The sequence below is a fragment of the Curtobacterium sp. PhB25 genome, assembly GCF_004365375.1.
Classification (GTDB): domain Bacteria; phylum Actinomycetota; class Actinomycetes; order Actinomycetales; family Microbacteriaceae; genus Curtobacterium.
This window is the reverse complement of sequence record NZ_SODR01000004.1, coordinates 296860-316098: the sequence shown is the minus strand read 5'-3', so window position 1 is coordinate 316098 and position 19239 is coordinate 296860. Positions and strand designations below refer to the sequence as shown.

Genomic DNA, 19239 nt, shown 5'->3' with positions numbered 1-19239 from the left:
CGGACAGACCGCAGCCGCGCCTCCCGACCGGATCGAGAGCCGCGCACGAGGCGGGCGCGACACGAACGGCGGCTCTCCTCCTTCTGGAAGAGAGCCGCCGTGCGGCTGACAGCGCCTAGCGTCCTGAAGGGACGGCCGCGCCGACGAGCTCAGCCCGCACGATGTCCGCCCCAGCGGACAGCGCACCGAGCTTGTCCAGCGCGGCCCCACGCGCAAGCGGAGCCATCCCGCAGTTCGAGCTCGGGATGAGCTTGTCGGCCTCGACGAACTCGAGCGCCCGACGCAGGACCTCGGCGACCTCCTCCGGGGTCTCCACGGTCTCGGTCGCGACGTCGATGGCGCCGAGCATGACCTTCTTCCCACGGATCAGCTCGACGAGCTCGAGCGGCACGTGGGAGTGGATGCACTCCAGCGAGACGATGTCGATGGATGACTGCTGCAGGAGCGGGAACGATTGCTCGTACTGCCGCCACTCGGCCCCGAGGGTCTCCTTCCACTTGTTGTTCGCCTCGATGCCGTAGCCGTAACAGATGTGCACGGCGGTCTCGGCGCGCAGGCCCTCGGTTGCGCGCTCGAGCGCGGCCACGCCCCAGTCCTGCACCTCGTCGTGGAAGACGGTGAAGGCGGGCTCGTCGAACTGGATGATGTCGACGCCGGCGTCCTGCAGTTCGCGTGCCTCTTGGTTGAGGATCGTGGCGAACTCCCACGCCAGCTTCTCGCGGCTCTTGTAGTGCTGGTCGGAGAGCGTGTCGATCATGGTCATCGGGCCGGGGAGCGCCCACTTGATCGGACGGTCGGTCTGGGCGCGCAGGAAGCGAGCGTCGTCCACGAACACGGGCGCCCGGCGGCTCACGGCGCCGACGACGGTCGGGACGGCCGCGTCGTACCGGTCACGGATGCGGACGGTCTCCTTGCGGTCCAGGTCGACACCGTCGAGGTGCTCGATGAACGTCGTGACGAAGTGCTGGCGGGTCTGCTCACCGTCGCTGACGATGTCGATGCCGCGGTGCTCCTGCTCGTGGACGGCGGACCGGAGGGCGTCCTGCTTGCCCTCGGTCAGTGCTGCTCCTTCGAGCAGCCAGGGGGACCAGAGCTTCTCGGGCTCGGCGAGCCAGGACGGCTTCGGCAGGCTGCCGACGATCGAGGTGGGGAGGAGGGACGTCATGCGGGTGCGGTTCCTGTCAGGAGAGAACGAGGTCAGAGGGATACGGCGGCGTCGGCAGCGAACCGCGAGAGGAGCGCGTGGTGCGGCGTCACGAGGTGCTCCTCGGTCCACCGGCCCTGGGTGATCCCGAGGCGGCTGCGCTCCTCGCGGTCGTAGGTCACCGGGGTGGGCGTGAAGTCGGTGTGGTCGAGGGTGGGGCGGTAGGTGCTCCCGGCCGGGGTGTTCGCGGCGTAGATCTCCGGGCGGTAGATCTTCTGGAACGTCTCCATGGTGGCGATCGTGCCGATGAGCTGGAGGTCCGTGTAGTCCCCGGTCAGGTCCCCGCGCGTGTAGAACGCGAGCGGGGCCGACGCTCCGGCGGGCTGGAAGTACCGGACCCGCATGCCCATCCGGCCGAAGTAGTCGTCGGTGAGCGAGGAGTGCTCGTGCTCGTACTCGGCGCCGAGGACGGGGTGGACGTACCCGGTCCGGCGGTAGGTCTGGCTCGTCGAGACGCTGATGCAGACGACGGGCTCGGCACCGAACCCGTCGTGGAACGCCGGCGACGAAAGGAACCGCTGGAAGAGCGCCCCGTGCAGCGCCCCGAAGTCAGACGGCAAGCCCGGCGATGACGGCAGCAGCACCGAGAAGTCGTAGTCGCGCAGGTACGACGAGAAGTTGTTGCCGAGGATGCCGTGGTGGTGCTCGCCGGTGTGCTGGTCGACGATCGTGACGTCGAGCATCTCGAGCAGCGGGAACTCGGCGTCCGCTCCATCGTCGAAGAACTGCAGCGAGGCCGAAACGATGTCGAGCTGCAAGCGGTAGCGATCACCGGCAGCCAAGAGGTCGTTCGCGCGTCCGTCGATCATCGCCAGCGCAGCACGGAGGTTCTGCTGACGGTGCTCGCCCCGCGCCAGGTTGGCGAAGTTCGTGGTCAGCCGGGAGCTGTCGGCGGGGGAGTAGTCCTCGTCGAACCGGGTCCGGGTGATGCTGAAGGTGAGGTCGTTCGCCATGGTCGGCAATCTGTTCGTCGGGCGGCCCGTGGGCACGGTGGGAAGGATGAATCGATCATGGCCGGATTCGCGAGCCATCAGGTAATACCGAGACGCTATGCACCGGTATAGCCTCGGCCTATGGCCCGTGTCTCGAACGACATCACCCTGCAGCAGCTCCGGTACTTCATCGAGGTCGCGACGGAGGGCTCGATCAGCGCCGCGGCCGACCTGCTCTACGTGTCGCAGCCGACGATGTCCGCCGCGATGAAGGACCTGGAGACGCGGATCGGGCGCCCGCTCTTCACCCGATCGGCCCGGGGAGTCGTACTCACCGTCGACGGCGTCGAGTTCCTCGGGTACGCCCGGCAGGTCGTCGAGCAGGTCTCCCTGCTCGAGCAGCGGTACGTCGGCGGCCAGCGGTCGCGTCGGCTGCTCGGGGTGTCCGCCCAGCACTACTCGTTCGCGGTGGAGGCCTTCGTCCGGATGGTCGAAGCGGCCGCTGCGGACGAGTACGAGTTCTCGCTTCGTGAGACCCGCACCTGGGACATCATCGAGGACGTCCGCACGCTGCGCAGCGAAGTGGGCATCCTCTACCGCAACGACTTCAACACGCAGGTGCTCGGCAAGCTGCTGCGGGACGCCGGCGTCGTCTTCACCCCGCTGTTCGTCGCGCAGCCGCACATCTTCGTGGCCCGTCGGAACCCCATCGCGTCACGGGAGCGTGCGACCCTCGAGGACCTCGCCGACCTGCCTCGACTCACCTTCGACCAGGGCGCGAACAACTCCTTCTACCTGGCGGAGGAGATCCTGTCGACGATGTCGAGCAAGCGGGAGATCCGCGTCTCGGACCGCGCGACGATCTTCAACCTCATGATCGGCCTCGGCGGGTACACGATCTCCACCGGGCTCATCAGCGACGACCTCGACCCCGAGATCGTCGCCATCCCCCTCGACGTCGACGAACGCATCGAGATCGGCTGGATCGCGCACGCCTCCGTGCCCCTCACCGTGCAGGCGCAGGCCTACCTGGACGAGTTGCGCGCGGTGGTCGCCGGCTACGGCGTCGAGCCGCTCGGATAGGCAGGCCGCGGTTCGCGCGGTTCGCGCGGTTCGCGCGGTTCCGGCGGTCGGCCGGGAGGCCCGTCATGCGTCCGTCAGGAGGCTGCGGTCTCGAGTATCGCCGTCACGTGCGGCGCGCTCCACCGCAGGAGCGCGTCAGCGGGTGGACTGTCGAGGTCCTCGCCCCAGATCGCGACGGCGGCGCCCGACATCGGAGCTGCGAGCAGCGAACCGGAGTCGCCGTCCCACGCCCGGAGTGACCAGTTCTCGCGGAGGTCGGCGACGGTGTACTCGCTGTCGGCCGGGTCGAGGTCGGTCGGCACCTCGTACAGGTAGTACGAGTTGTAGTTGAGCAGGTCGATCCCGGCCTGCTGCAGGTCGACCGCACTGGCCCGGCGTGCTCGGCGTTCGCGGCGCTCGGCTGCGTCCTCGGTGTCACCGTCGAAGCTCCAGTACGTGACGTGGATGCGCGGGTCCAGTCGCCCGACCGCAGCGCGATCGATCCCGTCGTTCCAGGCCCAAACCTCGCGGTTGCCGAGCGCGGCCGCCATCGCGTTCATCCACGCGACGCGTCGGGCGGCGGTGACGTCGCCGCCCCATTCGTCCCCACCGATGTGCACGGTGCGGCTGGACGGGAACGTCCGCTGCACCTCGGCGTACAGCTTCGTCGCCAGCGCGAGACTGCCCGGCGCCGACGGGTCGAGCTCGCTCTCGCCCGAACGGATGCGATCGACCCACTTCGTGCCGTGCTCCGCCTCGAGCAGGGCGAAGGCGGCAGCCATGTGGCCGGGAGTGTCGATCTCGGGCACGATCGCCACGCCCCGCTTCGCCGCGTAGTCGGCGATCGTGCGTGCCTGTGCGGCGCTGAGGAACGGACGATGGGTGACCCGGCTCGTGTACACGCCGTGATCGAGGTCGGCGTTCGCCAGGGTCTGGCCGAGGACCGCGCTCTCGATGCCGACGTTCTGGTCATCGGTGAGGTGCAGGTGCAGGAAGCGGCCGCCGTCGTCGGCGAGCAGGTCGATGTACCGCTTGATCAGTGCCACGGGGTAGTAGGCGCGAGCGACGTCGAGCATCACGCCTGTCTCGGGACGCGTGCGTTTCGTGGGTTTCGTGCTGACGGTCGCGGTCGACGTGCGGCACTGTTTTGCGGAGTACGCACCAGTGCAGGCGAGGACCGAGTACTTCCCGGCTGCTGCACGGGAAGGTGTCCCGCGGACTGCGGTGACCGTCGTGCTCGAACCAGCGGACAACGCCTTCACCGCGACCCGGCCGAGTGTGTACTTCTTGGTGCCCGTGGACAGGTACAGCCAAGCTGAGGTAGCGGGCTTCCGCACGGAGGCGGTGTTCTTGAGCTTCAGGGTGGTGCGCACGGCGGTGCCGGTCGAGGTGGCGGTGGTGGACGCGGTGACCTTCGTGACCGTCACCGTCGAGGCTGCCGTGTCCGCTGATCCTGCCGTTGCACGGATGCCGACCAGAGCTGCGGCCGACACAGCAACGGCCAGGGCAACCGCGATGGTCCGTCTGACGGAGTACGGCGCGGTCGCTGGACCGGCAGTCGGGTCCGGGGTTCCGGCGGAGGAAGGCACGGAGACGACGGTAGTTCACCAGGGTTGCGCGGTTAGCATTGCCCGACCCGGCACCCGGTCGCGGACCACATCCCACCCAGGGGAGACAAGGTGAACAGCCACGAGCGCACCACCGATCGCGGTCGGCGTCGAAGGTCGCGCCGGCTCGTCACCGGCCTGGTCGTCGCACTCGTGTCGATCGTCGCGACGGGGTGCTCCGCGGCGAAGGCCCCGGAGGTCGCCGAGCCGCTCGCGACCTGGAACGCCGCCGTGGCCGACCGGACCGAGGCGCCCGCGAACTGGGTCGCCCTGGGCGACTCGATCACCGAGGGGCAGGGCGCCTCGTCCCGCTCCACCCGGTGGATGGACCTCACGCTCGACCAGCTGCGCACGGAGCACCCGACGGACGGGGTCACCGGAGGGGCCGGGTACCTCCCGGCGCAGTTCGCCGTGTACGCACCGGACTCGACCTGGGGTGACTGGGCGACGGCGCGCACGGGGGAGAGCCAGTTCGACATCACCACCCCCGCCCTCGGCTACCGATCGGTCGGCATGCAGGCGGGCGCCTCGCGGAGCTACGGCTTCACGGGCACCGGGATCGACATCTGGTGGGCGCGCTACCCCGGGTCCGGCGACTTCACCTACAGCGTCGACGGAGCGGCACCGACGACCGTGTCCACGACGGGGACTGCCAGCACCGGGACGACCACGACGGTGGACGGACTGTCGAGCGGGGAGCACACGGTGACCGTCACCGCCGTCGCGCCGTTCTCCTTGCTGGGGTTCACGATCTACGACGGTGACCGGGACAAGGGGATCCACCGCTACGACTCCGCGCACTCGGGCTCGACGATCGCGACGTTCACGAAGGACCAAGAGGGCTTCCTGACGGCGATGCGTCGAGCTGCTCCGGACCTCATCACCATCACGCTGGGTGGCAACGACGCGGCGAACCTCACACCCGACGAGCTCGGCGCCCAGTACGTGGCGTTCCTCGAGACGCTCGCGGCGCTCCCCTCGAAGCCCTCGCTGCTCGTGATCGGCGAGTTCACGCCGGCGTCGAGCATGACGGACGGCATGGCGGAGCCGTGGTCGAGCTACCTCGCCGAGATCAAGCGGGCCGCAGCGACGGGCGGAGCCGCGCACGTCAGCATGGCCGACACGTTCCCCGAGGCTGACACGTCGGGCTCGGGGATCTACTCGACGGACGGTATCCACCCCAACGACGAGGGGCAGCGTCGGATCACGAAGCTCGTGCTCGCCACCCTGGCTGCGCACGAGGGCGACTGAGGGGCGGAGCTGCTCCGTGCGGCCGTCGAGCCCTGGACCGAGGCATCCCCGGAGTGGTGCGACGATCCACTACCGTGAGCGCATGGGGGAGGAGCGCAACCAGTGGTTCGGCCCCGATGAGGACGCGTACCTCCGCCCGGCACGAGCGCAGCCTCGGACACCGCGCGTCCCGACGAAGCCCGGCGCGATCGACCTCGTCGTGACCGCTGTCACGCTGGCCGTCACCTACGTCGCCGCGCCCCTCGCCTGGTTCTGGGTCGTGCTCAGCCAGATGGCCTTCGTCGGGTGCACGGGCACCGCGAGGAACTGCAACTACGACGCGAGTTCGGTCGTCCTCATCGCGTATCCGCTCGTGTCGGGTGTCATCGCCGTCGTCGGGACGTGCTGGGTGGTCGTCCGTCGGCGCCGGTGGCAACCGGGGTCCTTCGCCGCTCTGGGCACGCTCGCCGGCCTCCTGGCGGCCTTCGTCGTCGCTGAGTTCGTCACGGACATCGCGTCCGGCGGCTACCTGTTCTGAACCGCCGGCCGGGCCGCTGACGCACGGTGGGCAACGGACTGGAGGCGCGGTGCAGGTGAGTCGATCGACTCACCCGCACCGCGCCTCCAGTCCGGGTTGCTGCGAACGCAGCGTCAGCGACGTCAGCCGCGGATGAACGCGAGGATGTCGGGGTTGATGACGTCCGCGTGCGTCGTCAGCATGCCGTGCGGGTAGCCCTCGTAGACCTTCAAGGTCGAGTCGCTGAGCAATTCTGCCTGCTTCAGCGAGGCGTCCGCGTAGGGCACGACCTGGTCGTCGTCGCCCTGCAGGACGAGGACGGGCACGGTGATCGCGCGCAGGTCCTCGGTCTGGTCCGTCTCCGAGAACGCCTTGATGCCCTCGTAGTGCGCGACGGCACTGCCCGTCATGCCCTGACGCCACCAGTTGGCGATGACCGGTTCGGACGGCGTCACGCCGTCACGGTTGAAGCCGTAGAACGGGCCGGAGGCGACGGCCTGGAAGAACTCGGCGCGGTTGGCGGCGAGTGCCTGGCGGAACCCGTCGAAGACCGCGATGTCCGTGCCCTCCCGGCGGCTGCGACTCGTGCCGATCCGGCGCCCCTTCGTCTGGGCAGCGGCTTCCGGGCGTCGATCAGTTTCCCGACCGGAGCTTGTCGGGCACACCGTCGGAGCATGCGGAGGTAGCGGAGATCTGGTAATTGCCGGGGTAGGCGTTGAAGCTTGCCGAGGTCACTGGACCACCTCGACCACGGACGCCGGGTACTGGATTCGCGCCTCCGCTCTGGTACTCCTCGACCTGGATGCCGAGGCCCTGCCAGTGCTTGCTCACCGACTGAACGTCGGTCTTCGCGTCGGCGCCCGTAGTGTCCGCTCGTTTCATGACGTACACGAACGTCGTCCCCGTCGCACCACTCGGCTGCTCGCACTCCCGAACTCCCGGACCGCTCAGGTGCTCCCAGCTCCCGCCGGCTGCTGACGAGGACTGTTCCACGAAGTCGACAACGGACTGCTTCGCTTCTGACGGTTGCACTGTGGGCTCTCCTGGATCGTTGCTGCAGCCGGACAGGAGGAGGGTGGAGCATCCAAGGACCACCGCGGTCGCGATCGACCTGTTGAGCGGGGAGCGCTTCGTCGTCACGGTTGTCCCTGCATCTGATCGATCACGGTCTTCTCGTACCACGTCATTCCTTTGGGCTGCGCAGCGTCACTGCCGTACGGAGCTCACCAGGAACTGGGCTTGTAGTCCTTCAGGAACACGCCGAACACGTCCTCGCCCGCCTCGCCCCGCACGATCGGGTCGTACACGCGTGCAGCCCCGTCGACGAGGTCGAGCGGCGCGTGGAAGCCCTCCTCCGCCAGCCGGACCTTCGTCGGGTGCGGTCGTTCGTCGGTGATCCACCCGGTGTCGACGCTCGTCATCAGGATGCGATCGGTCTCGAACATCTCCTGCGCACTCGTTCGGGTCAGCATGTTCACGGCGGCCTTCGCCATGTTCGTGTGCGGGTGTCCCGGTCCCTTGTAGGCGCGGCCGAACACACCTTCCATCGCGCTGACGTTCACCACGTAGGTGCGGTGCGCCTCGCTCGCGGCCATCGCGGGACGGAGCTTCGAGATCAGGATGAACGGCGCGGTGGTGTTCGCGAGTTGGACCTCGAGCATCTCGAGCGGGTCGACCTCGTCGACGGCCTGCGTCCACGAGTTCACGTCGTGCAGGTCGGGCACGAGACCACCGGCGTCGATCGCGGTGCCCATGGCCAGGCGCTCGAGCGAGCTCGACCCCGGAGCCATGGCCTGCTCGGTCAGTTCGTCGGCCCTGGCTGCGGCGGCCGCGAGGATCGGGTGCGCCGTGACCGACCGGGCGAGCGCCTGCGGGTGCTGGTCGTTCGTGTGCCCGAAGGTCACGAGCTCGGGCAGCGGGCCGTCCGGCAGCGGCGCGAGTTCGGCGTCGACGAGGGGCTGGTACGCGCCGGGCGACCGGCGAACCGTCTGTGTCGCGTTGTTGATCAGGATGTCGAGGGGACCGGCCGCGGCGACGTCCTCGGCGAGACCGATGACCTGGGCCGGGTCACGCAGGTCGATGCCGACGACCTTCAGGCGCGAGATCCAGTCGGCGGAGTCCGGAAGGCTCGTGAACCGGCGCACGGCGTCGCGGGGAAACCGCGTCGTGATGGTCGTGTGGGCGCCGTCGCGCAGCAGGCGGAGCGCGATGTACATGCCGATCTTCGCGCGGCCGCCGGTCAGCAGGGCCCGCTTGCCGCTCAGGTCCGTCCGGGCATCACGCTTCGCGTGGCTCATCGCCGCGCACGAGGGGCACAGCTGGTGGTAGAACGCGTCGACGACCGTGTACTGCTGCTTGCACATGTAGCAGGGGCGGGACTTCAGCAGGGTGCCGGCGGTGGACGCCGTCGTCGAGGTGCTGATCGGGACCCCGCGGGTCTCGTCGTCGATCCGGTCGGCTGCTCCGGTCGCGGTGGCGGCGATCACGAGGCGGTCGGCCTCGGCGATGACCGCGCGCTTCTCGAGTCGGTGCGCACGCTTCACGGCCTTGAACATCTTCGCCGTGGCCTGACGAACCCGCACGAAGTCGGGGTGCGTCTCGTCGATGTCGCTCATCTGCTCGAGCACCCGGAGCGTGGCGTCGAGGTCCTCGGGTAGGATGCCGCTGGGTTCGGGCTGCTCGGAGATCACACGGGATTCTACGTTGGATCAGGCCGCGTCGAGCTCCCGCGTCAACGCCGCCACGAAGTCGTCGATGTCCTGCTCCGACGTGTCGTACGCGCACATCCACCGCACCTCGTTGCGGCTGGCGTCCCAGTCGTAGAACCGGAAGTGCTTGCGCAGCCGCTCGGCCACCCCCGCGGGCAGCGTCGCGAACACCCCGTTGGCCTGGGTCTCCTGGCTGAACCCGACGCCCCGGATGCTGCCGTCGGCGATCCGGGCCTCGAGTGCGCCGCGGAGTCGGGCGGCCATGGCGTTGGCGTGCCCGGCGGAGCGCAGGTACAGGTCGTCGGACAGCAGCGCGATGAGCTGCGCGGAGACGAACCGCATCTTCGACGACAGCTGCATGTTCATCTTGCGCAGGTAGTGCAGCCCCTCTGACGCCGCGGGGTTGAGCACGACGATCGCCTCGCCGTAGAGCATGCCGTTCTTCGTGCCGCCGAAGCTCAGCACGTCCACGCCGGCATCGGTGGTGAAGTCGCGCAGGGGCAGGCCGAGGGTGGCGGCGGCGTTGGAGATGCGTGCGCCGTCCATGTGCAGCGTCATGCCGAGCGGGTGGACGTGGTCCGCGATCGCCCGGATCTCGTCGACCGTGTAGGCGGTGCCGAGCTCGGTGGTCTGCGTGATCGAGACGACGAGCGGCTGGGCGCGGTGCTCGTCGCCCCAGCCCCAGGCCTCCTTGTCGATGAGCTCGGGGGTGAGCTTGCCGTCGGGGGTCTCGACCGGCAGCAGCTTGATCCCGCCGATGCGCTCGGGAGCGCCTGCTTCGTCGGTGTGGATGTGCGCGGTCGTGGTGCACACGACGGCGCCCCACCGCGGCAGCATCGACTGCAGCCCGACGACGTTCGCGCCGGTCCCGTTGAACACCGGGAACGCCTGCGCCTGTGAACCGAAGTGGTCGCCGATCACCTCGTTGAGACGGGCCGTGTAGACGTCCTCGCCGTAGGCGATCTGGTGGCCGTCGTTGGCCGCGGCGATCGCGTCGAGGATCTCGGGGTGGACACCGGCGTAGTTGTCCGAGGCGAAGCCCCGCAGGTCCAGGTCGTGGAGTCGAAGGGTCACTGGTTCATCCTAAGGAAAGGGAGAGCGGGAGACGGGCGCCGTTCACGTCGGCCGGCGGTGCCGTCCAGAGCCGCACGACCTCGTCGCCGAGCCGCTCTTCGAGACCGGCGAGGGCGCCGACGACGAACACGGTGGCTGCCGCCGAGTCCGGTGCGTCCTTCCGGAAGCCCTGGGCGACGGCACGGACCCACGCGTCGGAGGCGGCCTTGGCGGCTGCGTAGTTCGCGGCGCCTGCGGTGGGGGAGTCGACGGCGGTGGACGAGACGAACGCGAGCCGACCGGCCGGCGACGCCACCAGGGCGTCGTAGAACACGCGTGTGGTGTTCCGCAGGGTGCGGAACGCCCGGTCGAAGAAGTCCCAGTCGTCGTCGGACTGGCCGGCGATGCCGCCGCCCCCACGCCACCCACCGACCAGGTGGACCAGCCCGTCGACCGCTCCCGCCGTCTCGTGGACCGCAGCCGCGAGCGCGGTGACCGCGCCGAGGTCTGCGAGGTCGCACGTGTGGGTCGTGACGCCCGGGACGGAGGCGTGCAGGGCCTCCAGTGCGTCTGGTCTGGTGCCGACCGCGACGACGGCCGCCCCGGCGGAGGTGAGTGCGCGCGCGACCGCCGCGCCGCTGGTGCTGGTCGCGCCCGCGACCAGCACCGTGCGACGGGACAGGGAGCCAGCGCTCACGCGGCGACGTCCGGAACGGACGGAACAGCGGACGGAGCAACCGACGACGAGCCGGTGATGCCGGCCGTCGAAGCGATGACCGCAGCCATCTTCTTGTTCAGCGCCTCGTAGAACATCGACAGCGGGAATTCGTCGTCGAGTACGGCGTCGGTGTAGCCCTTGGGCATTCCGGCGAGCGTTTCCTCCGGCAGTCCCCGCGCCCATCTCGACGCCGGGTGCGGCGTGAGCGTCCGGGTCAGCATCTCGTACGCGGCGAGCCAGTGCGCCGATTTCGGCCGATCGATCGACCGCCGGTACAACTCGTTGATCTGATCACTGAGCGCGATGATCACGTCGGGAACGGCATCCCAGTCGATGGTGAGCTGCGTGTCGGTCCAGTGCAGGACATCGTGCTGGTGCATCCACGCGAACAACAGTTGCCCGCCGAGCCCGTCGTAGTTCCGGACGCGGCTGCCGGTGATCGCGAACCGGAAGATGCGGTCGAAGACGACGGCGTACTGCACCAAGCGGGCGTGGTCGCGGATTGCGCGTTGCGCCTCGTCGAGGTCCGCGTCCGGCACCGCGGAAAGCGCGCGTTCGAGCCGTACGGATTCCCGGAACGCCGTCAGGTCGCAGCGGAGTTCTTCCAGCGAGTAGAGGAAGAACGGCATCCGCTGCTTGATCATGAACGGGTCGAACGGCAGGTCCCCGCGCATGTGCGATCGGTCGTGGATGATGTCCCACATCACGAAGACCTGTTCCGTCAGCTCCTGGTCGTCGAGCATTGCTGCAGCGTCGTCCGGCAACTCCAGTTTGGTGATCTCCGCAGCGGCACGGACGACTCGGCGGTAGCGAGCGGCTTCGCGGTCCTGGAAGATCGCGCCCCACGTGAACGTCGGGATCTCGCGCATCGCGACCGTCTCGGGGAACAGCACCGCAGAGTTCGTGTCGTACCCGGGCGTGAAGTCGACGAACCGCAACGCGACGAAGAGCGTGTTGCTGTAGTCGCCCGCTTCGAGTTCCGCGATGAACTCCGGCCAGATGACCTCGACCAGGACGGCTTCGACGAACCGCGAGGAACTGCCGTTCTGCGTCACCATCGGGAAGACGACCAGGTGGCCGAGTCCGTCGATGCGGTGCTGTTGCGGCTGGAATGCGTTCAGGGCGTCGAGGAAGTCGGGAACGCCGAAACCGTCGCGTTCCCAGCGTGCGAAATCGCGCTGCAGTGCAGCGAGGTACGCCGCATCGTGCAAAAAGAACGGGGCCAGTTCGGCAATGGCCGGGAGGATCGTGGCCAGGTGCTCGGAAGCGGTCGCGTGATCCGCGTGGTCGGGTATCGAGCCGTCGGCCGTCTGCAGCGCACGGAACGACACGACAGCGGCTTTCAGCCGCGTCCACGCGGGATGCTCTGCGACCTCGCGCACTGACGGGCGGTCCTCGACGACCTCGGGTTCTCCGACGATGGCGCCCTGCGTGAACTCCTGGACGAACTGTGACATGTCGAACCTCCCGTCATTGGGCCGGCCGCGGATCTGCGGCGTGGTGGTGCGCTTGTCATGAGCCTAGGGAGGATCGGGGGACGCATTCTTGCCCATTTGCGGGGGTTTCGTGCGCAGCGCCGTTCTCCGCGCGGCAAACCGACTCTCTCGCGCACGAATGCATCGCTGGTCGCGCGCCGGCAGCCATGGTGCGCGGAGCCAGCGGCACTGGGAGGGGCTCGGAGGCGCTGTCCCGACAGGCCTCCGAGCCGACTCCTTAGCGCTTCGTGACGGCTGCGATTGCTTCGCTCACGGTCGAGCCCGGGTGCGTTTCGCGCCATCTCTTCACCTGGCTGGGGTCAGGCGCTGACCCTCGCGGGATGGGCGTGTTTCCCACGATGCCCGGTGCGAAGGTGGCGTACGTGATCGTCGCGAGCGCGGCCATGCACGAGTAGAGCAGGTCGAGCGTGAGCCATGCGCAGGCGGTCAACGCGATTCCACCGAGGATGATCAGTGATGGCGTCCAGCGACTCATCGGAAGCACCCTCGCTTCACGGCCGCGACCCCGAGGAGCTCTGCACCAAGTGCGGCCGCGGCCCCGCCGAGGGCTCGGATCTTCTCCCAGCTGAACGAAGCGCCCCACATGATTCGGACTGCCTTTGTGACACCGCCGAGTGAGTTGATCAAACGTTTGATCTTCAAGATCTTGGCGACTGGGAATGCCGTCGATGCAATCATGAGGGCGATCGCGCCCGTGCACTCGAGGATGCTCGCCCGAGCCGCTCGCTGCATCGTCGGGTTACCAGCTACCCATTCCTCGTACGCAGACTGGCCGTTCAGCAGTACAGCTTCCGGAATGCTCTCGATGAGCGCTAATCCCCGTTCGACATCGACGGCCTGAAGGTCGAGATCCTGGACGATCGAGGCGACCGATGACGATGGAGCTCCTGTCGCTGCCTGAGCTGGCGGGGCGGCCAGCATCGGTGCGCACAGTCCGGCTGCTAGTAGTCCAACGACTGCGAGCTTGCTCGCTGAGGCGGTAGTTGACGTCATGGGTCTTCCCTCCTGGTCGGCGTCCCTCGCCGAATGAACACCAACCTGCCGGCAACCGGTGAAATGTGCAACGTCACCAGCGCGTCGTGTTCGCTGCTGCGCTTCAGGGCATCGCGCCTGACCGGCCCGGCATCGCGGCCGTCCGGCTCCGCGGTGCCGACTCGGTCGATACGGTTGTCTGCATGGCACGCTTCACGCCCCCAGCCGCCGACGCGATGCGCGCACGACTCCTGCTCGCAGCACGCGACGAGTTCGCCGCGGCTGGGCTCGTCGGCGCCAAGATCGAGCGGATCGCCGCGGCGGCGTCGAGCAACAAGGCGCAGATCTTCCACTACTTCGGCAGCAAGGAGGGGCTGTTCGACGCTCTGCTGGCCCAGACCGTCGCCGAGATGTTCGACGAGGTCCCCGTCGACACCGACGACCTCGCCGAGTGGGCTGCCCGCCTGCACGACTCGTACGTCCGGCGTCCTTGGGTCGAACGGCTCGCGACGTGGCACCGCCTCGAGCGGGGGAGTGACGGTGCGCTCGAAGCCGTCATCGCCAGCGATGCCGAGGCCGTCGCCGCGGTCGAGCACGCCCAGCGCGCCGGGGTTCTGCCGCGCAGCTACCGGCCGGCGGTGCTGCTGGGCCTGGTGATGCACCTCGCCGCGTTCTGGAGCTCGGCCTCTCCCGAGTACGGCTCCTTGGTCGCGGCGGTCGCACCTGCGCGGCGTCGGCAGATCGTCATCGACGCGGTGAGGGCGCTCGTCGGGGGCTGACGTGTCGCACGGCCGGGCGTAGGGTTCGGCCCATGAGCAGCGACAACCGGTTCCTCCGCGCGACCTTCGGGCGGCCGTTGGTCTGGGTCGGCGTGCTGTGGCTCGCGGTCGGGGTGCTCTGGGGCGTCCTGGCGATCATCGAGCCGAGTGTCTTCCGCTTGCTCATGGCCGTCCTGTGGCTCGTGCTCGGCGGCAGCATGCTCGCCGTCGCGCTCCGCGACAGGAAGCTCGGCCTCGGCCGGTACCAGCGCTAGTCGAGGCGGGCCGAGCGTGCAGGCAGGACCCGCACCGGGCCTCCCGTCAGCCTGCCGCGTCCGCGGCCACCCGCAGCGTCCGCTCCGCATCGTCGAGGTAGTCCGCCAACAGCGCCGACGCTCCCGCCTGGTCGCCGGCGCGCAACGCCGCGACGATCGCGTCGTTCCGGTCCACGAACTCGGCGTGGAACGACCCCGGGTCGTCGGTCGTCAGGAAGGCCAGCCGCATCTCGGCGAGCAGCCCGTCCATCAGTCCGTGGATCCGCGCGCTCGGGACCGCTCGGACGAGCTCGGAGTGGAACCGGATGTCCGCGGTGCCCACGGCGCCCCAGTCGCCCGCGGTGGCAGCGTCCCGTGCGGCCGTGACGGCCGCCTCGGCTGCATCGAGGGCCGGTGACGTCGGCGAGCACGCGCGGACCGCGGCTTCCTCGAGCACCCGTCGGGCGGCGTACAGGTCGGCGACGTCCTCGGCGGAGAGGCGTCGCACGAAGACCCCGCGGTTGAACACGTGCTCGACCAGCCGGTCCCGCGCGAGCAGCCGGAAGGCCTCGCGCAGGGTGTTCCGCGACACCCCGAGCTGGTCGCTCAACCGTTCCTCCGACAGCTGTGCCCCCGGGGAGAACTCGCCCGCCGCGATCATGGTGCGCAGCCGGTCGGCCGTCGAGTCGGCACCGCTGACGGTTCGGGTCATGTGCCGATCCTGACACGGCCTCGGGCATCGCAGGTGCGAACCCCGCACCGTGTGACCGTCGTGTTACAGAGCGGAACAGCCTCTTGCGATTGTTGAACAATGCGGGCCAGACTGTCCCGCATGTTCGTCCTCATCGGCGTCGCCGTCGTCATCATCGGGTTCGCGTTGCGCATCAACGCGCTGCTCGTCGTGACCGTCGCGGGCATCGTCACCGCGGCCATCGGCGGGATCGGTCCCGTCGGCATCCTCACCGCGTTCGGCGACGGCTTCGCGTCGAGCCGGTCCGTCACGACCTTCGCGCTCGTCCTGCCGGTGATCGGCCTGATCGAGCGCTACGGGCTGCAGGACCAGGCCAAACGCCTGATCGCGAAGCTCGACAAGCTCACGACGGGTCGTCTGCTGGCCGGGTACCTGGCCATCCGGCAGGTCACGGCCGCGGTCGGCCTCACCAGCATCGGCGGGCCGGCGCAGACCGTTCGGCCCCTCGTGCACCCGATGGCCGAGGGCGCGGCGATCAAGAAGTACGGCCGGATCGACGAACGGATGCGCGAGAAGATCAAGGGCTACTCGGCGTCGTCGGACACCGTCGGGGTCTTCTTCGGCGAGGACGTCTTCGTCGCCGTCGGCTCGATCCTGCTCATCACGACCTTCGTCGACGCCACCTACGGTCTGTCGCTCGAACCCATCGACCTGGCGCTGTGGGCGATCCCGACCGGCATCGCCGCGCTCCTGGTCCACGGCACGCGGCTGCTGCTGTTCGACCGCACGCTCGACAAGATGGCCGCCGACGCACGCGTCGACGCCCCGACGCAGGGAGCCGCAGCGTGATCACCAGCGAATGGCTCTACTGGCTCATCGGTGCGTTCTTCATCGCGGTCGCGGTCCTCATCGTCACGGACACCTCGCACGCGAAGCGACTCGGCAACGCGGCGTTCTGGGGGATCCTCGGGGTCTCGTTCTTCTACGGCACCTTCGTCGCCGCGAAGACCGCGCCGTCGTGGGTGCTCGGCATCGCCGTCCTCGTGATGGTCGCGCTCGCCGGACTCGGGTTCACCGGGACCACCAGTCGCACGCGCGTCGCCAGCATCCCGGGTGCCGGAACGGGGGCGGAGACCGGCCCGGCCGAACCCACCGCTGCGGCCACGAAGCCGTCCGCCAGCACGAGCGTCCTCGCGACGACCAGCCCGGACGAGCGTGCGGCGTTCGCCACCCGGTTCGGCAACAAGCTCTTCATCCCGGCGCTCGTCGTGCCCGTGGTCGCCGTCCTCGTGGCGACGCTCGGTCCACTCGTCTCGATCGGCGGTACGCCCCTGCTCGCCGAGGGCAGCGCGACCCTGACCGGCCTGGGCATCGGCTCGGTGCTGGCCGTGGTCGTCGCGGTGTTCGTCCTGCGCCCGCCGAGGATCGCCACGCCCATCCGTGAGGGCGGCCGTCTGCTGCAGGCCATCGGGTGGGCGGCGCTGCTGCCGCAGATGCTCTCCACCCTCGGCATCGTGTTCACCCAGGCCGGGGTCGGCGACGCCGTCGGCACCATCATCAAGTCGATCCTGCCCGGCGGCTCGCTGATCGCCGCGGTGGTCGTCTACTGCCTCGGCATGGCGCTCTTCACGATCATCATGGGCAACGCGTTCGCCGCCTTCCCGATCATGACGGCCGCGATCGGCTGGCCCGTCCTGGTGCAGGGCTTCGACGGCAACCCCGCCGCGATCTTCGCCATCGGCATGCTCGCCGGCTTCTGCGGCACGCTCGTCACCCCGATGGCCGCGAACTTCAACCTGGTGCCGGCTGCCCTGCTCGAGATGCGGGACAAGTACGGTCCGATCAAGGCGCAGATCCCGACCGCCGCCATCCTGCTCGTCGTCAACATGGGAGTCATGTACCTTGTCGCTTTCTGATGCTGCCCCGCTCGACCTGACCCGGGCCGCGTGGACCGACCGCTTCGCGGCCGTCGCCGCCGAGAACACCACCCGCGAGTACCCGTACGCGGCGCACCACACGACGTCCGGCCCGGACGACCGGGCGCTGCCGGTCGAGCTGCACCCCGCCTTCGCCACGTCGTACGACTGGCACTCGTCCGTGCACATGCACTGGCTCGCAGCGCGTCTGGTCGCGCACGGTCTGCCGGCCGACCTGGAGGCCCGGCTCACCACGATCCTGCAGGCCCACCTGAGCGCTGATCACCTGGCGACGGAAGCCGCCTACTTCCACACGACGCCGCACTACGAGCGCCCCTACGGGTGGGCCTGGCTCGCGAAGCTCGCCGCCGAGGTCTCCGCGTCCGAGGTGCCGGCCATCCGGCAGCTCGCCCCCGGGTTCGCGCCCGTCGTCGACGTGCTCGAGGACCTCGTCACCCGCTGGGTCGACGGCGCTGCCCACCCGGTGCGGCACGGGGTGCACTCGAACTCGGCGTTCGGGCTGCTGCTCGTGCTCGAGGCCGCACGGTCGCTCGGCCGCGACGAGCTCGCCACGACGGCGGAGCGGGCGGCGCGCGAGTGGTTCGGCGAGGATGCCGGGTGGCCGTTCGCCTGGGAGCGCAGCGGGCACGACTTCCTGTCCGCCGGACTGGCCGAGGCCGACCTGATGCGGGCCGTGCTGACCCCGGCCGAGTTCGCGACGTGGTCGGACGGCTTCTTCGCCCAGGTGCGGTCGGGCGACGCGATCCTGCAGTCGACGGTGGTCCGCGACGAGAACGACCCGCAGCAGGTGCACCTGTTCGGGCTCGACCTGTCGCGAGCGGGATCGGCCCGGCGCATCGCGGACGCCCTGCGCGCCGGTGAGCTCGACGACGACGGGCTCGCGAGCCTGCTCGACGAGGCGGCGGACCGGCTGCTGGCCTCGGGTCTGGCCGCCAGCGTCGGCGAGGAGTACTACTCCACGCACTGGCTCGCGAGCTTCGCCTGGGACGCCATGGAAGCACGCGAGCACGCCGCGCGCTGACCCTGCCGTCAGCTGAGTCCCGTCACGGGAAGTTGAGCCGCTTCCTCCGGATCCCGCGTTCGCTGAGGTGTGAGCAGCTTCGCTCTGTGTCGTCCTTCTCGCTTCGCTCTGTGTCGTGATCGCGTCCCGGTAGCGGATCCATCAACGGGCGGCGGACCTGCCGGCATCCCACGGCCGACAGGTCCTTCTCTACTCAGCGCGCTCGACAGGGAGCCAGAGCTCGCAGGTGGCCGTGCTGAAGTAGCCGGCGCGGTCGAGTACCGCGACGATGGACGGTCCAGGCCGGAGCCGCCAGGGGTTCGACGGGAACCAGTCGGTCGCGGTCGCGGCCCATGCCTCTTGCAGCGCAGCCGGATACTCGCCCTCGGTGTGGAACACGGCCCACGTGCCGGCCGGAACCTCGATCGTGTCGAGATCTCCGATCATCGGCGCCTTCTCCGTGACGGCTACTCCGTGCAGGTAGGTCAGTTCGCTCCCCTCGGTGTAGTCCGGGTCGACGTCGGCGCTGACCTGAAGCAGGCCGGCCGGTTCGGTGTCGCTCAGGGCTTTGAGGCGTGCGTGTTCTGCTGCCGGAAGTGAGGCGATGTGGGCTTGGATCTGCGGGTTGATGCCCTCGTGGATGAGGGGCACGCGGATGGCGTGGCCGATGAGGTGAAACGCCGGTCGATCGGTGATGCGGGTGTCCATGGTGATGTTCCCTTCTACGGTCAGGCGGAACCTGAGCTGCGGTTGCGTTCGAAGGGGGCCGCCATTTCGCTTGACGCTGCCGACGCTGACACCGTGCACTGATCGGAACGCTCGACCGAATGCCTCGGTGGAGCCGTAGCCGTACCGCACCGCGATGCTCAACAGGTTTCCGTCTCCGAGGACATCCGCTGCCGCGACTGACATTCGGCGACGCCGGATGTACTCCGACAGGGGCATCCCAGCGAGTGACGAGAACATTCGACGGAGGTGGTACTCCGTCGTGCCGAGTTCCCTCGCCAAGGATGCAACGTCGAGGTTGTCGTTCAGGCGACCTTCGATCAGTTCGACCAGTCTGTTGAGCTCCGCGATCATGCCGCCTCCTTCGACACCCA

General features: G+C 69.0%; 21 protein-coding genes and 1 pseudogene. 9 read left to right on the top strand and 13 right to left on the bottom strand.

What is annotated here, in order from left to right; all coding sequences use genetic code 11:
• Positions 1–115: 115 nt before the first annotated feature.
• Positions 116–1165, bottom strand: coding sequence for a methionine synthase (locus EDF51_RS10445; protein WP_131847140.1), 1050 nt, complete (start codon positions 1163–1165; stop codon positions 116–118).
• A 32-nt stretch (positions 1166–1197) separates the two neighbouring features.
• Positions 1198–2157 (bottom strand): putative oxygenase MesX, encoded by a 960-nt coding sequence (locus EDF51_RS10440; RefSeq protein ID WP_131847138.1) that lies wholly within the window; start codon positions 2155–2157, stop codon positions 1198–1200.
• 120 nt (positions 2158–2277) lie between these two features.
• Between EDF51_RS10440 and EDF51_RS10435 the strand changes: the two genes are divergently transcribed.
• Positions 2278–3219 (top strand): LysR family transcriptional regulator, encoded by a 942-nt coding sequence (locus EDF51_RS10435; RefSeq protein ID WP_134194801.1) that lies wholly within the window; start codon positions 2278–2280, stop codon positions 3217–3219.
• 74 nt (positions 3220–3293) lie between these two features.
• Here EDF51_RS10435 and EDF51_RS10430 read toward each other — a convergent pair whose 3' ends face one another.
• Positions 3294–4274, bottom strand: coding sequence for a family 20 glycosylhydrolase (locus EDF51_RS10430; RefSeq protein WP_134194800.1), 981 nt, complete (start codon positions 4272–4274; stop codon positions 3294–3296).
• Positions 4275–4302: 28 nt separating this feature from the next.
• Between EDF51_RS10430 and EDF51_RS10425 the strand changes: the two genes are divergently transcribed.
• From EDF51_RS10425 to EDF51_RS10415, 3 genes are all read left to right on the top strand, one after another.
• On the top strand, positions 4303–4881 hold the full coding sequence (locus EDF51_RS10425; RefSeq protein ID WP_134194798.1) for a hypothetical protein: 579 nt from the start codon (positions 4303–4305) through the stop codon (positions 4879–4881).
• The gene (locus EDF51_RS10420; RefSeq protein ID WP_166673526.1) at positions 4878–6056 is read left to right on the top strand and encodes a GDSL-type esterase/lipase family protein; all 1179 of its coding nucleotides are present in this window, start codon (positions 4878–4880) and stop codon (positions 6054–6056) included. Before EDF51_RS10425 ends, EDF51_RS10420 begins: the two co-directional genes overlap by 4 nt.
• Before the next feature lie 82 nt (positions 6057–6138).
• A complete protein-coding gene (locus EDF51_RS10415; RefSeq protein WP_134194794.1) occupies positions 6139–6573 on the top strand; it encodes a hypothetical protein in 435 nt (144 codons plus the stop codon).
• A 122-nt stretch (positions 6574–6695) separates the two neighbouring features.
• Here the strand turns inward: EDF51_RS10415 and EDF51_RS10410 are convergent.
• The 8 genes and pseudogenes from EDF51_RS10410 to EDF51_RS10375 form a co-directional block, all read right to left on the bottom strand.
• Positions 6696–7121, bottom strand: a pseudogene (locus EDF51_RS10410) (alpha/beta hydrolase); the annotation flags it as partial.
• A gap of 64 nt (positions 7122–7185) precedes the next feature.
• Positions 7186–7692 carry a hypothetical protein gene (locus EDF51_RS10405; RefSeq protein ID WP_134194792.1) on the bottom strand — a complete coding sequence of 169 codons (507 nt, stop codon included), beginning with the start codon at positions 7690–7692 and terminating at the stop codon, positions 7186–7188.
• Positions 7693–7775: 83 nt separating this feature from the next.
• Positions 7776–9242 (bottom strand): SDR family NAD(P)-dependent oxidoreductase, encoded by a 1467-nt coding sequence (locus tag EDF51_RS10400; RefSeq protein WP_133937785.1) that lies wholly within the window; start codon positions 9240–9242, stop codon positions 7776–7778.
• 18 nt (positions 9243–9260) lie between these two features.
• Positions 9261–10334 (bottom strand): low specificity L-threonine aldolase, encoded by a 1074-nt coding sequence (locus EDF51_RS10395; RefSeq protein WP_134194790.1) that lies wholly within the window; start codon positions 10332–10334, stop codon positions 9261–9263.
• A gap of 4 nt (positions 10335–10338) precedes the next feature.
• Complete coding sequence (locus EDF51_RS10390) at positions 10339–11010, bottom strand: SDR family oxidoreductase (protein ID WP_243837116.1); 672 nt, start codon at positions 11008–11010, stop codon at positions 10339–10341.
• Positions 11007–12488, bottom strand: coding sequence for a DUF6421 family protein (locus EDF51_RS10385; RefSeq protein WP_134194788.1), 1482 nt, complete (start codon positions 12486–12488; stop codon positions 11007–11009). Before EDF51_RS10385 ends, EDF51_RS10390 begins: the two co-directional genes overlap by 4 nt.
• Before the next feature lie 256 nt (positions 12489–12744).
• A complete protein-coding gene (locus EDF51_RS10380) occupies positions 12745–13002 on the bottom strand; it encodes a hypothetical protein (protein WP_134194786.1) in 258 nt (85 codons plus the stop codon).
• On the bottom strand, positions 12999–13520 hold the full coding sequence (locus EDF51_RS10375; RefSeq protein ID WP_134194784.1) for a hypothetical protein: 522 nt from the start codon (positions 13518–13520) through the stop codon (positions 12999–13001). Before EDF51_RS10375 ends, EDF51_RS10380 begins: the two co-directional genes overlap by 4 nt.
• A 182-nt stretch (positions 13521–13702) precedes the next feature.
• Here EDF51_RS10375 and EDF51_RS10370 point away from each other — a divergent pair, with 182 nt between their 5' ends.
• Positions 13703–14278: a TetR family transcriptional regulator gene (locus EDF51_RS10370; RefSeq protein ID WP_134194782.1), complete on the top strand. Its 576-nt coding sequence runs from the start codon at positions 13703–13705 to the stop codon at positions 14276–14278.
• A gap of 32 nt (positions 14279–14310) precedes the next feature.
• Positions 14311–14532, top strand: coding sequence for a hypothetical protein (locus EDF51_RS10365; protein WP_134194780.1), 222 nt, complete (start codon positions 14311–14313; stop codon positions 14530–14532).
• A 46-nt stretch (positions 14533–14578) separates the two neighbouring features.
• Here the strand turns inward: EDF51_RS10365 and EDF51_RS10360 are convergent, their stop codons facing one another.
• On the bottom strand, positions 14579–15223 hold the full coding sequence (locus EDF51_RS10360) for a GntR family transcriptional regulator (RefSeq protein ID WP_134194778.1): 645 nt from the start codon (positions 15221–15223) through the stop codon (positions 14579–14581).
• 120 nt (positions 15224–15343) lie between these two features.
• On the opposite strand from EDF51_RS10360, the gene EDF51_RS10355 reads away from it, so the two are divergent.
• The 3 genes from EDF51_RS10355 to EDF51_RS10345 are packed head-to-tail and all read left to right on the top strand — an operon-like array spanning position 15344 to position 18160.
• Positions 15344–16051 carry a DUF969 domain-containing protein gene (locus EDF51_RS10355; protein WP_123291728.1) on the top strand — a complete coding sequence of 236 codons (708 nt, stop codon included), beginning with the start codon at positions 15344–15346 and terminating at the stop codon, positions 16049–16051.
• Complete coding sequence (locus tag EDF51_RS10350) at positions 16048–17118, top strand: DUF979 domain-containing protein (RefSeq protein WP_133937774.1); 1071 nt, start codon at positions 16048–16050, stop codon at positions 17116–17118. The genes EDF51_RS10355 and EDF51_RS10350 overlap by 4 nt, the downstream gene beginning before the upstream one ends.
• Positions 17105–18160, top strand: coding sequence for a DUF2891 family protein (locus tag EDF51_RS10345; protein ID WP_243837115.1), 1056 nt, complete (start codon positions 17105–17107; stop codon positions 18158–18160). Before EDF51_RS10350 ends, EDF51_RS10345 begins: the two co-directional genes overlap by 14 nt.
• A 189-nt stretch (positions 18161–18349) precedes the next feature.
• Here the strand turns inward: EDF51_RS10345 and EDF51_RS10340 are convergent, their stop codons facing one another.
• Positions 18350–19219, bottom strand: coding sequence for a GyrI-like domain-containing protein (locus tag EDF51_RS10340; RefSeq protein WP_134194776.1), 870 nt, complete (start codon positions 19217–19219; stop codon positions 18350–18352).
• Positions 19220–19239 lie beyond the last annotated feature (20 nt).

Excerpts from the sequence above, each read along its gene's own strand:
- EDF51_RS10445 (WP_131847140.1), bottom strand. The coding sequence starts at position 1,165 with ATGACGTCCCTCCTCCCCACCTCGATCGTCGGCAGCCTGCCGAAGCCG.
- EDF51_RS10440 (WP_131847138.1), bottom strand. The coding sequence starts at position 2,157 with ATGGCGAACGACCTCACCTTCAGCATCACCCGGACCCGGTTCGACGAG.
- EDF51_RS10435 (WP_134194801.1), top strand. The coding sequence starts at position 2,278 with ATGGCCCGTGTCTCGAACGACATCACCCTGCAGCAGCTCCGGTACTTC.
- EDF51_RS10430 (WP_134194800.1), bottom strand. The coding sequence starts at position 4,274 with ATGCTCGACGTCGCTCGCGCCTACTACCCCGTGGCACTGATCAAGCGG.
- EDF51_RS10415 (WP_134194794.1), top strand. The coding sequence starts at position 6,139 with ATGGGGGAGGAGCGCAACCAGTGGTTCGGCCCCGATGAGGACGCGTAC.
- EDF51_RS10385 (WP_134194788.1), bottom strand. The coding sequence starts at position 12,488 with ATGTCACAGTTCGTCCAGGAGTTCACGCAGGGCGCCATCGTCGGAGAA.
- EDF51_RS10380 (WP_134194786.1), bottom strand. The coding sequence starts at position 13,002 with ATGAGTCGCTGGACGCCATCACTGATCATCCTCGGTGGAATCGCGTTG.
- EDF51_RS10375 (WP_134194784.1), bottom strand. The coding sequence starts at position 13,520 with ATGACGTCAACTACCGCCTCAGCGAGCAAGCTCGCAGTCGTTGGACTA.
- EDF51_RS10370 (WP_134194782.1), top strand. The coding sequence starts at position 13,703 with ATGGCACGCTTCACGCCCCCAGCCGCCGACGCGATGCGCGCACGACTC.
- EDF51_RS10365 (WP_134194780.1), top strand. The coding sequence starts at position 14,311 with ATGAGCAGCGACAACCGGTTCCTCCGCGCGACCTTCGGGCGGCCGTTG.
- EDF51_RS10360 (WP_134194778.1), bottom strand. The coding sequence starts at position 15,223 with ATGACCCGAACCGTCAGCGGTGCCGACTCGACGGCCGACCGGCTGCGC.
- EDF51_RS10355 (WP_123291728.1), top strand. The coding sequence starts at position 15,344 with ATGTTCGTCCTCATCGGCGTCGCCGTCGTCATCATCGGGTTCGCGTTG.
- EDF51_RS10340 (WP_134194776.1), bottom strand. The coding sequence starts at position 19,219 with ATGATCGCGGAGCTCAACAGACTGGTCGAACTGATCGAAGGTCGCCTG.